This window comes from Psychrobacter sp. KCTC 72983, from assembly GCF_014280455.1.
GTDB lineage: Bacteria > Pseudomonadota > Gammaproteobacteria > Pseudomonadales > Moraxellaceae > Psychrobacter > Psychrobacter pacificensis.
Genome location: NZ_CP060390.1, coordinates 2235635 through 2249272, shown reverse-complemented (window position 1 = coordinate 2249272; position 13638 = coordinate 2235635). Strand labels below are relative to the sequence as shown.

Below are 13638 nucleotides of genomic sequence, written 5' to 3'. Positions count from 1 at the left end.
ACGGATTTTATTTGATATGCTATCATTGACATGCCTCCGCAACCTGACTTGGCTCTAAACTGACGCCATTATTATTGGCATCATTAAGCACCATCAAGCAAGGCGCAATACGGCTTTGCCAGTTGCTCTCATTGAGCTCACCGATAATATGCTGACGAATAATCCCTTCACCATCGACGACAAAAGTCTCAGGCGCGCCAGTCAGCCCCAAATCTAAAGCAAACTGCCCCGATAGATCCTGAATAGACATCGAAAACGGGTCGCCGCCTTTATTCAAATATCCTAAGGCATCCCCAATATCATCTTTATAGTTGACACCGACCAAATTGACACCGCGCTCCTCCAATTTCATTAAGAAAGGATGCTCGATGATGCAAGTAGGACACCATGATCCCCAGATATTCATTAAGAACGGCTGATCAGGCAGGTTGTCATTGGTCATGATGCGACTGGTATCTGACAATAGCGGCAACTCAAAAGCCGGTACTGGACGCTCAAGTGCTGTGTTCGTCACGATATCCGTCGGTTTGCCCAAGCGCATATACAGCATGGCAACCAGACCAATAAAAATCACCAGCGGAATCAAAAAACCTAATTTAAGCGACTTTTTGCGTTTGGTATTCTTATTGCTTTGCTGAGCCTGTTTATCAGGTGCATTGTTTGAGGTCGTCATATTACTGATCCCCTGTCTTGATAGCTTGCGATTCCAAATCTGCCACCGTAGCAAAGCCTGATTTTTTGGCAGCGATTTGCGCAGGTGTTCTGGTTTTCTTAATACGGTAACGATTGTCTAGCATACTGAGCAATGCACCAAATGCCATAATCAGCGCACCTAGCCATATCCAGCGAATGAGCGGTTTGACATAGATACGAAATGCCCATTCGTTGCTGTTTTCGGCGATCGGCTCACCAAGAGCGACATACACATCACGCATAAGACTGGCATCGATTGCCGCCTCAGTCATCGGCATCATACTGATAATATAGTTACGTTTTTCAGGATGTAGCGTCGTCACCGTTTGACCGTCTTTACTGACCGTAACCTCAGCTTGTGTGGCGTCAAAGTTACTGCCTTTTACTTCACTGAAACCTTTTACGGTAAAGTCATACCCTTGGACATTGACACTATCATTTGGTCCCAGCGCCACATCACGCTCAATACTGAGCGTACTGGTAAATGCCACCCCAATAACTGCAACGATGACCCCAATATGGGCGATTTGTTGACCCCAATAGCTCAAACGCAGCTGACGTAATCCGTTTAATCGACTCGGTGCATTTTTGGTTTTATCTTTAAAATCGATCACCATCCATAATAGCACCCAGAAACTCACTGCCAACGTGACGCCAATATTTAGCATCTCTGATGGACTCGTAAAATAGGCAATAATCGCCGCCAACACCAGACTGCTCACAGCGATAACCATGCCAGCACCTAATAATGGGCGGCTGTCTTGTTTCCAGCGAATATTAGAGCCCATACCCATTGCCACGAGCAAAAGCCACGTTAAGGGTACAAATAGCGCGTTGAAATAGGGAGGGCCAACTGATACCTGACCTAAATTGAAAGAATCGGCAATAATAGGATATAGCGTGCCAAGCAACACCACCAAAGTCGAAATCAAAATAATAACGTTATTAATCACCAAGAATGACTCGCGTGAGATCAGTCGATATTGACTCTCAACCGTCAAGCGCCAACCACGTACCGCAAACATCAGCAGACCACCGCCGATAATGACGCCTAGAATGGCTAGAATTACTAGACCACGCGTCGGGTCAGCAGCAAATGAATGGACGGAAGTGATCACCCCTGAACGTACAAGGAATGTGCCTAGCAAACTAAGTGCAAAGGCAAAGATTGCCAGCATGATGGTCCACGCTTTGAACACACCGCGCTTTTCAGTGACCGCAAGTGAGTGTAGCAATGCCGTACCTGCCAGCCATGGCATCAGTGAGGCGTTCTCTACTGGATCCCAAAACCACCAGCCGCCCCAGCCAAGCTCATAATATGCCCACCATGAGCCAAGTGCGATACCAACCGTCAAGAAACCCCAAGCAGCTAGCGCCCACGGACGCGACCAGCGTGTCCACACCGCATCCAAGCGCCCTTCCCACAACGCTGCCATGCAAAAAGCAAATGGCACGACCATGCCTACGTAGCCCATGTAGAGCATCGGCGGATGAATAATCAAACCAAAATCTTGCAAGACAGGGTTTAGATCCGCGCCATCAACTGGCAAATTGGGCAAGGTACGATCAAATGGCGATGAGGTAAAGATCAACATCGCTAGCATCATCATCTGCACGCCTGCCAATATCACAAGAACACGCGCACGCATGGACAGCGGTAATCCACGGCTAAAATAAGACACCAGCGCACACCAAGTGGCCATAATGGTCATCCAAAGCAGCAATGACCCTTCATGACCGCCCCACGTTGCAGATAGCTTATAATACCAAGGCAGTAACGTATTGGAGTGCTGAGTGACATAGACGAGGCTAAAGTCATTATAATAAAAGCCTGCCATCAGCGCAGCAAATGATGTGACCATGGCCGCAAATTGCGCCCATGCAAGACTTGGTGCTAGACGCTGCCAAGCGACGTGGTCGCGCATGACACCAATGGTTGGTAGTACCACCTGCAAAATCGCCAGTATAAAAGCGGCCAGCAAGGCAAAATAACCCAATTCTGTGATTAACATACGGTCTAACCTTGTTTACCTTGGATACCATTAAGGGTTCACCGATGGCATCGCTAGCCACTGGCAAACGCTAAATAGTCCCTTTATGCGGTCATAGTTTACGGTTAAAAACTGAGGTTTCGATAGCTGTAGAAGCACCTAAAACCCGCTACTATCATTGTGACGTATCAATCTGAATGATTGATACAAAATGCTGACCTATCATTGGCCTTGCATTGTTTTATTGACTCAAACTGTATGAGATATTGCTGTTTTTGACTATTTGAAAATACTGTTTATCGTGTTATTGCTTATGGCATCGAGGGGAAAAATACCAATACCAGATGTAACCACCCTGCCAAAAACCCAGTCAGACCACCCAAGATAATCAGCGTCATCTCATCCTCACGAAAAGCAGGACGCAGCAAATTCTGAAACTCGCTGGGCGTCAGCGCCCTTATTCTATCGCGAAACAGACCAAAAATCTTACTGGCGCGACTTTCATTGAGCTCAGGATCTCGCAGTGGCACCATAGTCGCCACAATCGACTTATCAATAATAGTGTTTTTGAGCTGTCCATAATCACGGCGGCCCAATCCCACACGTAATGTCGTACTAATAACTGGTGACTCAAGCACCGTATATAGATGCGACTTCATCAGCTCACGAGTTTGCGCTGAGCGATCACCATACATCATCTCGTTCATGATGTTCTCAAGGGTAACCAAATCTTTTACCACAATCTCAGCAAAAACTTCAGACACTTCCTCTTGGCGCTTCATAAAGCCGCCCTGCAGACGATACCTTGCGATATGAGGCATGACTGGCTTGATAAAGGGGAAGCGGCTCTGCACCGAAAAAAGCTTTAAATACGGGATAAAATGCGGCTCTATTGGATTAAATACCATCCAAATCGCAATCCAATTGGTCAAAAATCCCCAAATCGCAGCAAAAAATGGCACCGTCCAATGCTGCGGCACCACTAAAAATATAAACATTTGGATAATACCAAACACCAAGCCAATCAAAGCACTGATGTGCCAGATAAAATTGATCTCTTTTTGCCCAACCTTCAAGAACATATTGACCATCAGACGACGATCGTTCTCCATCGTATTGACGATCATCTTGCGCATATCGACCAGATCTTCGACATGATACGTCAAATCTGTCACCAGCGACTGCATGATACTAGGCAGTTCTTTGTGGGCTTGAGCATAGACGCGGCGTTTTACCGCATAAGGCAAGTTGCCCCACAGTGCGGGCGAATGATCCAGCATAATCTCATCAATCAATGGCTCAAGGTTTTTGTCCACCGTATCAGTGACAAATAGCGCCATTTGCTCAGGTTCCATCGCTTGAAAAAATTCATCTAATGAACCGAGCTTTGACAATGTCTGATCAACGATAACCCCTGATATTTTGCCTGCCTTGCGTGGGACGATACCTTGCCAGCCGATACCTGGTAACCCAAAAAATGGAAAATTTGGAATACGAATACCCCAAAACTTAATGGGATAAAACAGCATCTTGAGCGCCATCCATACATGCACCCACGTAACAAATGCCGTCACTGGTGGAATAGTTAGCATGGCAAAAAACTCTGGGTGCTCAGCGATCGTCTGCCACAATGAATTTATGTCCATGACTTTTCTAGTTCCTGACAGGTTGATTGTCGTTGCTAATATGGTCGCGACTGATAACAAGCCGCTAGCAAAATTGAAACGTCTCAAAAAGACGCTCTGTCTCTAACCACTACTATAAAATAAATCGCCTGATTTTAGCATACTTGCCATTTTTTAGCACATGGACACCCTTGGCAAGTTGTGACTAAAGATAACATCTTTTAAATCCTATATTGAGCCATAAATATACTGAGATAGCGCATCGCTTATGCAATATATGACCACAACAAAATAAGCATCTGAGTACTGCGCCTACTCATTTGTTCTGTTATAATTTGTAGTCAAACGATAGACACCATCTACGTACAAATCAATGCGCGTTGATTTTAGATCATATAGCGCTATGTGATTGAAATCCTTTGTATTATCCTTTAGACTCACCGCGTTTTGGTTAACCAACCTGCCCTTTTACCTCTTTATTATTGACTCACTGACCGATTGGGCTCTGATTTTCTATGAATAAACCACTAACTCCCAATACCGAACAGGTCAACAGTACCTTTACCAACCGTATTATTATCTTTGGAATTTTAATATTGCTGGGTTTGGGCGGCCTGATAACGCGTTATGGTTATTTGCAAGTCTATGCCCATGATAAGTACACCACCCAGTCAGACAATAACCGCATTAAACTGATATCTGCACCGCCTAGCCGCGGTTATATTTATGATCGTAACGGGATAATTTTGGCGGATAACCAGCCAGTTTTTACCGCCATGCTAAGCCCTGATGAGGTTGACAACCCTGAGCGCACGCTCAGCTTGCTGGCGCCTATTTTTGATTTGACAGCAGAAGACATCACAGATATTTTGGCGCGCTTGAACAAAAACAAAAACGACCCTGTGACCATCAAAATCGACTTAACAGAGGCACAGCTGGCTCAGTTCAGTGAGCGTAAGCCATTCTTTCGCGGTGTTTCTATCCAAAGTAAGCTGACGCGTGATTATCCTTATGATGAGCTATTTGCTCATGTGATCGGTTACGTTGGTCGTATTAACGATAAAGAGTCTAAGCGTATTGATAAGGACCGCTATGCAGGTACTGATCTGATCGGTAAGATTGGTATCGAAGACTATTACGAAGATATTTTGCTTGGGCAACCTGGTTATCAGTCGGTAGAAACAGACGCTCACGGCAATATCCTACGTCAATTGGATACCAAACCGCCTACCTCAGGCAACGATATTACGTTGAGCTTAGATTATGGGCTGCAAAAGGTCGCCCAACAACAACTAGATGGCCGCCGCGGTGCCATCGTAGCGATAGATCCCAAAAATGGCGACGTGCTGGCCTTTGTCAGTAACCCAAGCTATGATCCCAATCCTTTTATCTCAGGGATTTCGTTCAAAGACTATGATGCCCTGCGAGAAGATCTCGATCAGCCCTTGTACAATCGTGCGCTCCAAGGGACATACCCACCTGGCTCGACCATCAAACCATTTGAGGGTCTAGGTGGCATTCACTATGGCTTACGAGATTGGAACAGCACTATTTATGATCCTGGCTATTTTAGTTTACCAGGAGACAGCCATCGTTTCCGTGACTGGAAGCGCGGGGGTCATGGTACGGTTGATTTAAAGAAATCTATCCAAATGTCGGTTGATACTTACTATTATAAGCTGGCCTATGAGATGGGTATTCAGCGTCTACACGACTGGATGGTGCGCTTTGGTTTTGGGGACAAGACTGGTATTGATCTTCCTAACGAAAAATCAGGCATCATGCCATCACCGAAATGGAAAAAAGACACGTATGATAAAGACTGGCTACCGGGTGAAACCATCTCTGTCAGTATTGGACAAGGCTATTTCTTAGCCACGCCACTACAGATTGCTAATGCCACTGCCATGACCGCCAGTAAAGGTAAACATATTACCCCGCATTTGCTCAAGAGCAGTGACGGCGCGGCAGAGGTAAAAGTGATCACCAAACCAGATGGCAAAATTGAATACAACGGTCAGCCTTCTGACTGGCTACGCATGCATGATGCAATGGAAAGCGTGGTAGAAAACGGCACAGGTCGCGGCATCTATACCCCGCGTTATCGTATCGCTGGCAAAACCGGCACCGCACAGGTCAAGTCTATTGCTCAAGGCAAACGCTATGATAAATCGGCAATCGATAAGCGTCACTGGGATCATGCGTGGTTCAATGGTTTTGCCCCTGTCGAAGACCCTCAAATCGCGCTGGCGGTCTTGGTCGAAAACGGTGGCGGTGGTAGTACGACTGCCGCGCCTATCGGCCGTGCCCTATTTGACTACTGGATGCTACAACGCAAAACTGATCCGGTACTCCCACCTTCAGCCGATGAGCTCAAAGTCATCAAGCGCCAAAAGGCCTTTGAGAAAGCCTTGAAAGATGCCTTGCGTGAAAAAGAGGCAAAGGCGTTAGCAGAACAGGAAGCAGCAGAAGCAGAGGCGCAAACAGCAGAAGCAGAGGCGCAAACAGCAGCAGCCACCTCTGAATAGCGACATTTTGATAGACATCTCTAACCATTACCAGTCATGTCTAATAAGTAGAGATGCCTCAAAAAAAGATAATAAAAGAGACTCTAGCATGAAAAAACCCACGAGCGGGCGCACAGCAAAAAAGAACCCTAAAGCAAAAAGTGCCGCAGCCGGTGATGTGCGTATCATTGGTGGGCAGTTCAAGCGCCGTATTGTCAGCTTCATCGAGGCAGATGGCCTGCGCCCAACACCCGACCGCCTGCGAGAGACATTATTTAACTGGTTATTGGCCGATATTCACGGTGCACGCGTACTCGATAGCTGTGCAGGCAGTGGCGTATTAGGGTTTGAGGCGTTGTCCCGCGGCGCAGCTCACACCACTTTTATTGAAGTTAATACGGCACAAAGCAACATGCTACGTCAAAGTGCTGAGCAATTACGCCTTGATACCGCAGCTTACACGGTTATCACTGGCACGGCTGAGGAAGTACTGAGTCAACACCAGCCGATTGAGCACCCGTTTGACATCGTCTTCATCGATCCCCCTTATGCTCAGGATCTATGGCAGCCTATTTTGAGTACGTTGATTACCAATGCATTGATTGACCAATCAACGCTAATTTACTTAGAAGCGGATAAAGATTTGACCACTCAGCTTGAGCAACTAGAAGAGCAGCTTAATGAAAATCGCGACGCCCAACTAGAGACAACTCAGCAAACGATATGCTTTGAATGCTTGAAACAAACCAAAGTTGGACAAGTTGTCGCTGGACTTTATCGGCTGTCACCGTCATAATTACACCCTAATTGCTAAGCGCATCATTAGCAGTTATTTGTTAAGCAATATTTAGTAAACCCTTCAATACCTGTAAAAATGTTTAAAACCGCTTAAAAACTGGCCAAACGCTGCAGTTTAATGTATAAAGGCGAAAATAAACCCCAATGCAGCTTGCAAGCGTAGGCGCTACTGCTTATAATGTGCAGTCTGTTTTTTGAGAGCCCCGTTCCCAGCTAAACTCTCAACGAATTCTAATTTTAAGGTTTTATCATGAAAACACTTAGTGCAAAACCAGCTGAAGTGACCCATGACTGGTATGTCGTAGATGCTGACGGCAAAACCCTTGGTCGCTTAGCCACTCAAATCGCAACTCGCTTACGTGGCAAGCACAAGCCTTCTTATACCCCGCACGTAGATACTGGTGACTTCATTGTTGTCATCAACGCAGAAAAGATCGCGGTAACGGGTAAGAAAGCGCAAGACAAAAAGTACTATCGTCACAGTGGCTACCCAGGTGGTATTAAAGAAACCAACTTCACAAAGCTGATTGCACATAAGCCTGAAGATGTTCTACACAAAGCAGTTAAGGGTATGCTTCCAAAGGGCCCTCTTGGCTATGCGATGATCAAGAAGCTGAAACTATATGCGGGTACTGAACATCCACATACTGCACAGCAACCTAAAGAACTAGACATCTAAGGATATACTTATGGAACGCAATTACGGAACTGGTCGCCGCAAGACGTCTACTGCTCGTGTCTTTTTATCAAAAGGTACTGGTAGTATTGTTGTTAACGGTAAGCCACTAGACGAATACTTCAGCCGTGAAACTTCACGCATGGTTGTTCGTCAGCCATTAGAACTACTAGACTCTGCTAACCAGTATGACTTATATGTCACTGTTGCAGGTGGTGGTATCAGTGGTCAAGCGGGCGCAATCCGCCACGGCATCACACGTGCATTGATCGAAGCTGACGAAACTTTGAAGCCTGCCCTAAAAGCAGCTGGTTTTGTTACTCGTGATTCACGTCAAGTTGAACGTAAGAAACTGGGTCTACGTAAAGCACGTAAACGTCCACAGTTCTCAAAACGTTAATCAAAGCACTTTCTTATCTTTTTGCTGCTGTTGTCTTTTTCTCGGAGCGATGGTAGCAAACTCAAATAAGAGAAGCGTTTTGCAAAGCCTTATAAGCTGGTCACAGCTTATAAGGCTTTTTTATGCCTGCTGATTGGCCTATAGGTAGTGTGGCTATAGTAGGACCTCAATAAAATTGATACAGCATAGGAAACGCGCTCGATTAAACGATACTTTTCTTGCTTGCTGTGACTGCGTCTCCAGAGGCTGCGAAAAATAGCGTTTAATCTTGCTATACCATTTTTATAATGGTTTCACTATATCTCTCATTGCAATAGCTATCGATATACGTACTTTATATTAGCACTGCAAATTAAGAACCTTATAAACATTCTCACTTGCAAAGCATTTGAGCCTACCCCATCATATCAATAACTTTTCATCATTAGCTGCAATGTGATACACGGTGCGGCAGAAGGATATTATGAAAGCGCCAGAACAATACGATCCTAGTAAACCCTCCAACACTAACGGCATACCATCATCCAGTAGGCAGCAATCCAATAAGTCGCCTGCTATACCTGCTGGCACCCCAACGATTACGCAAAATCAAAAGCGTACCGCGCAAGCAGAAAACAAGCCCTTTCAATGGCAGTTTTTATTGCCAACGTATTGGGGTATCTGGTTGTTGTTTTTGGTGATGTTACCCATGATATATTTGCCACTGCGTTGGCAGTTTTGGCTAGGTCGTAAGCTCGGCATATTGATTTATAACGCTGCAGGCTCCCGTAGGCGTGACACTCTGATTAATCTAAAGCTGGCGTTTCCAGAAAAGCCAGAAGCTGAGCGTGAATTGATGGCCAAGCAAGTTTTTGTCAATCAAGGTATTGGGGTGTTTGAAACCCTATGTGCTTGGTTCCGTCCAAATATATTTACTAGAACGGTATCTATTTCGGGATTACAGCATCTTGTTAATGCGCAAAACGAGCAGCGTCCGGTTATTCTATTGGGTGCGCATTATACGATGCTGGATTTGGGCGGCTTACTGTGTTCTCAATTCTTCCCTGTCGATTGTATGTACCGTACGCAAAACAACCCTTTACTGGACTGGTTTATCTATAATGGTCGTACCAATATATTCGGTAAGCAAATCTCCAGCCGTGACATGCGAAGCCTAGTCACCTCTATCAAAGCAGGTCATGTGATTTGGTATTCCCCCGATCAGGACTATGGTCTAAAACAAGGGGTTATGGCGCCATTCTTTGGCGTGCCAGCAGCGACCATCACCGCATCACGCCGTATGGCAAAATTAGGCAGCAAAACGCATCCACCCGCTGTCATGGCGCTACACACCTATCGGCAGACACCAGATAATCTACCACGTGGTAAGCGACCTCATTATCACTTGACCATCACCCCAGAGCTTGAGAACTACCCAAGTCAAGATGAGGTTGCGGATGCTACTCGGGTTAATGAAGTTTTAGAGGGACTCATACGTATTGATCCGACTCAGTGGATGTGGTTTCATCGGCGCTTTAAACATGGGCCAAATGGTCGTACGGATATCTATAAGTAGGCCTTTATTTTCAAAAGGGCTGATAAAATTTGCTATACTTTGCAACTGCTATTTTGTACTTTTAATCACGCATTATAATAACTTGACAAACAAAACAACGGATTTTTCATGAGCGACAATCACAGTTCTGGACAAGCAGCCCCACATAAACGCATTTTGACAGGGATCAAACCCACAGGTATTCCGCATCTTGGTAACTATGTTGGCGCGATTCGTCCGGCCATCCAGTCTATTCAAAACAGCGATAGCGACGCTTTTTTCTTTTTAGCGGATTATCACAGTATTATTGGTTGCCATGATCCTGCGATCATTCACGAGTCAACCAAAGCCATTGCCGCGACATGGCTCGCCTGTGGTCTCGATCCTGAGCGCGTGACTTTTTATCGTCAGTCAGATGTGCCTGAGATTTTGGAGTTGTCATGGATTTTGAGCTCCTCATGTGCCAAAGGCCTCATGAACCGCGCTCATGCCTACAAAGCAGCGGTCGATGCTAATATGGAAAAAGAAGACGTTGATCCTGACCAAGGGATTAACATGGGGTTGTTTGGCTACCCTGTGTTGATGGCTGCTGATATTTTGATGTTTAATGCCACGCATGTACCTGTTGGCCGTGACCAAATTCAGCACATTGAAATGGCGCGTGATATAGCAGGTACATTTAATCATCGTTACAAGCCATTGTTCACTGAGCCTGAGGCCCTGGTCGACGACAACACGCCGCTACTCACAGGTCTCGATGGTCGCAAAATGAGCAAAAGCTATAACAACGTGATTCCGTTGTTTGGCGAGTTTAATAGCCAAGCCGATCCTGAAAAAATGATGCGTAAGGCCATCATGCGTATTGTGACCAACTCACAATTGCCAGAAGAGCCAAAAGATCCTGACGCGTCAGCAATTTTTGAGATTTATAAAGCGTTTGCTACGCCTGAAGAAATTGCTAATTTGCGTGCGCAGTATGAATCAGGTATTGGCTGGGGAGACGCCAAAGAGCAGTTGTTCCAACAAATCAATAACGAGATTGCCCCTTTCCGCGCGCGCTATCAAGAATTGATGGCAAATCCAAAAGAGCTGGAAGAAATCTTGCAAATGGGCGCAGATAAAGCCCGTCGTCATAGCCGTAAGCAGCTGGATAAAGCCCGCCGTGCCATTGGTATTCGCCCACTAGCGAAGCTTAAATAAATGACTTCTGATCGTTTATAATGCCGACATTTAATCCAAGCCATTTTTTATCTTATTGTCAGTCTTTATACGAGGCTGACAGTACGTATGACTCTGAACAATCCAATCGGCTGGCTCGTCATCGCCATGTCGAACCAGATGCGGCGCAGTTTTTGGCCAATATTGCCACGATCAGACAGCCCAAAAAGGTACTAGAGGTTGGTACCTCGACGGGCTTTTCGACATTGTGGCTGGCGTATGGTCTGCGGCATCAGGCTGAATGTGACTTTACATCGCTAGACATCGACAAAAACCGCAGTGAAGCTGCTCGCCAGCATCTGCAAAATACGCGGCTGTCTGACTCTGTTCGACTCATCGTACAAGACGCCTTTATTTTTTTCAATAGCAATGAAGACGTCTTTGACTTGGTATTTTTGGATGCAGAGCGGCAATTCTATATCGATTATATCCGAGGTCTGCATAACGCATTGGACGTCGGTAGTGTACTTATTGTCGATAATGTCATCTCTCATCGTGATGAGGTGAGCGAGTTCTTGGCAGAATTCACCAACGACTCTCGTTATCTTTGTCACACGTTAGATGTTGGTGCTGGACTATTTATGGCAGTGCGCCAGGAACATTAAGTATTATGGATACATCCAACACGACTGCGCTGCGCATCTATCAGACGCCAGTACAGCATCTACCAGACGATCTTTATGTTCCGCCACAAGCGTTTGCGATTTGGCTAGAGCAGTTTGCTGGGCCACTAGATTTTTTATTATATTTGGTCAAAAAGAACAACGTTGATTTGACCCAAATGCCGATTCTACCCATCACTGAGCAGTATCTTGCCTATATCAGTGAGTTAGATACTGAGCATTTTGAATTGGCAGGTGATTATCTGCTGATGGCGTCGACGCTGATTGCTATTAAAACCGAATTACTATTGCCTACCCCTGACACGCCTACCGATGAGCGCGATCCAAAAGCCGAGCTGATTGAACGCCTAGAAGAGTACGCACAAATCAAAGCCGCCAGTCAGCGCTTAGACAATCTGATACGTTTAGAGCGTGATGTGTTCTTAGCCATGGTAAGTATGCCCAGTCAAGACGTTATGAATGCTGAGCTGCCCAACTACTCGCCTACTCTGCTGATCGATAGCTTGTTTAAAATGCAGCTACAGCCAGACTATCAAATGCATACCATCAAAACTGATATCGTGCCGCTTTCTGATCGTATCGCTAGCATTAGTCGGCAACTGAGTACTGATGGTGCCCGCTCCTTTTATGAGCTACTAGACAAAGCACAGGGGAAAATAGGCGTGGTCGTGAGCTTTGTCGCCGTACTTGAACTGATTAAGCGGCAATTAGTTGGTGTGGTCTATACAGAACCCAATAATGATGCAAGCACGTTAATGAAATATGATACCGATCCATCCGATATAGACAATCAATCCCAAGAACTAACACTACAGTGGTTGGCCTAACCAGCATCAGGTTAGCCGCCAAACCTGCTATTGATCCCATGATATTAAAACAAGAGCACATTTTAGATGGTAGATATTGACGACTCAAAGCAGCCTAGTAAAGCCGAAACTACAGGCACCGCTACAGCTTCCTCTATTGGGGCAAATCAGGCGTCTCTTGAAGATGTGAGCAAGCACATCGAGGTGCTGCTGCATGCATCAGAGGCGCCGCTGACAGCTCACGCGTTAAGAAAACATTTATCATTATCTACTAAGGAATTAAAGCAAGCCTTAGAGGTGCTAGAGCGACGGTTAGAGACCGGTGTGCTGAACCTACATGAGACAGCTAGCGGCTATCGATTGCAAATTTCCGATGCCTATAGCGGCTTGATTCAGCAGACTTTCCCGCAGCGTCAAGAGCGTTTGAGCCAAGCGTTACTTGAGACGTTAAGCGTTATTGCGTATAAGCAACCTGTGACACGGAGTGACATCGAGCAAGTGCGCGGTGTGACGTTATCAAGCAATATACTACGCCAGCTATTTGATAAGGGGTGGATCATTGAAAAAGGCTTTAAGGAGACCTTAGGCCGCCCAGCGCTCCTTCACACCACCGCACAATTTTTGGATGCATTTGGGCTGAGTCATTTAGACGAGCTACCACCAATGCCAGATATGGACTCCATACGAGCTATGTCTTAATTTTTCTGCTGACCAAACTATCATTACGCTCATAAAAAAGGACAGATCATATAGGATCTGTCCTTTTT

12 protein-coding genes are annotated in these 13638 nt (G+C 45.8%); 9 read left to right on the top strand and 3 right to left on the bottom strand.

The genetic code is table 11. From position 1 onward, the window contains the following. Positions 1-22 precede the first annotated feature (22 nt). From PSBA01_RS09640 to PSBA01_RS09630, 3 genes are all read right to left on the bottom strand, one after another. The gene (locus tag PSBA01_RS09640; protein WP_186474119.1) at positions 23-673 is read right to left on the bottom strand and encodes a DsbE family thiol:disulfide interchange protein; all 651 of its coding nucleotides are present in this window, start codon (positions 671-673) and stop codon (positions 23-25) included. Position 674: 1 nt separating this feature from the next. Continuing rightward, positions 675-2705: a heme lyase CcmF/NrfE family subunit gene (locus PSBA01_RS09635; protein ID WP_071001979.1), complete on the bottom strand. Its 2031-nt coding sequence runs from the start codon at positions 2703-2705 to the stop codon at positions 675-677. A 290-nt stretch (positions 2706-2995) separates the two neighbouring features. Continuing rightward, the gene (locus PSBA01_RS09630) at positions 2996-4330 is read right to left on the bottom strand and encodes a hypothetical protein (RefSeq protein WP_071001980.1); all 1335 of its coding nucleotides are present in this window, start codon (positions 4328-4330) and stop codon (positions 2996-2998) included. 494 nt (positions 4331-4824) lie between these two features. On the opposite strand from PSBA01_RS09630, the gene mrdA reads away from it, so the two are divergent. The 9 genes from mrdA (at position 4825) to scpB (ending at position 13570) form a co-directional block, all read left to right on the top strand. After that, positions 4825-6837 carry a penicillin-binding protein 2 gene (gene mrdA, locus PSBA01_RS09625; protein WP_186474117.1) on the top strand — a complete coding sequence of 671 codons (2013 nt, stop codon included), beginning with the start codon at positions 4825-4827 and terminating at the stop codon, positions 6835-6837. 88 nt (positions 6838-6925) lie between these two features. Beyond that, a complete protein-coding gene (gene rsmD, locus PSBA01_RS09620; protein ID WP_186474115.1) occupies positions 6926-7612 on the top strand; it encodes a 16S rRNA (guanine(966)-N(2))-methyltransferase RsmD in 687 nt (228 codons plus the stop codon). Positions 7613-7864: 252 nt separating this feature from the next. Next, positions 7865-8293: a 50S ribosomal protein L13 gene (gene rplM, locus PSBA01_RS09615; protein WP_058025928.1), complete on the top strand. Its 429-nt coding sequence runs from the start codon at positions 7865-7867 to the stop codon at positions 8291-8293. Between the two features lie 10 nt (positions 8294-8303). Further along, positions 8304-8690, top strand: coding sequence for a 30S ribosomal protein S9 (gene rpsI, locus PSBA01_RS09610; RefSeq protein WP_058025929.1), 387 nt, complete (start codon positions 8304-8306; stop codon positions 8688-8690). A 463-nt stretch (positions 8691-9153) separates the two neighbouring features. Further along, positions 9154-10245 carry a lipid A biosynthesis acyltransferase gene (locus PSBA01_RS09605; RefSeq protein WP_186474113.1) on the top strand — a complete coding sequence of 364 codons (1092 nt, stop codon included), beginning with the start codon at positions 9154-9156 and terminating at the stop codon, positions 10243-10245. A 108-nt stretch (positions 10246-10353) separates the two neighbouring features. Next, positions 10354-11424 carry a tryptophan--tRNA ligase gene (locus PSBA01_RS09600; RefSeq protein ID WP_093068706.1) on the top strand — a complete coding sequence of 357 codons (1071 nt, stop codon included), beginning with the start codon at positions 10354-10356 and terminating at the stop codon, positions 11422-11424. A gap of 20 nt (positions 11425-11444) precedes the next feature. Further along, the gene (locus PSBA01_RS09595; protein WP_186474112.1) at positions 11445-12047 is read left to right on the top strand and encodes an O-methyltransferase; all 603 of its coding nucleotides are present in this window, start codon (positions 11445-11447) and stop codon (positions 12045-12047) included. Between the two features lie 5 nt (positions 12048-12052). Further along, on the top strand, positions 12053-12892 hold the full coding sequence (locus PSBA01_RS09590) for a segregation and condensation protein A (protein ID WP_186474110.1): 840 nt from the start codon (positions 12053-12055) through the stop codon (positions 12890-12892). A gap of 66 nt (positions 12893-12958) precedes the next feature. After that, positions 12959-13570, top strand: coding sequence for an SMC-Scp complex subunit ScpB (gene scpB, locus PSBA01_RS09585; RefSeq protein ID WP_071001988.1), 612 nt, complete (start codon positions 12959-12961; stop codon positions 13568-13570). Positions 13571-13638 lie beyond the last annotated feature (68 nt).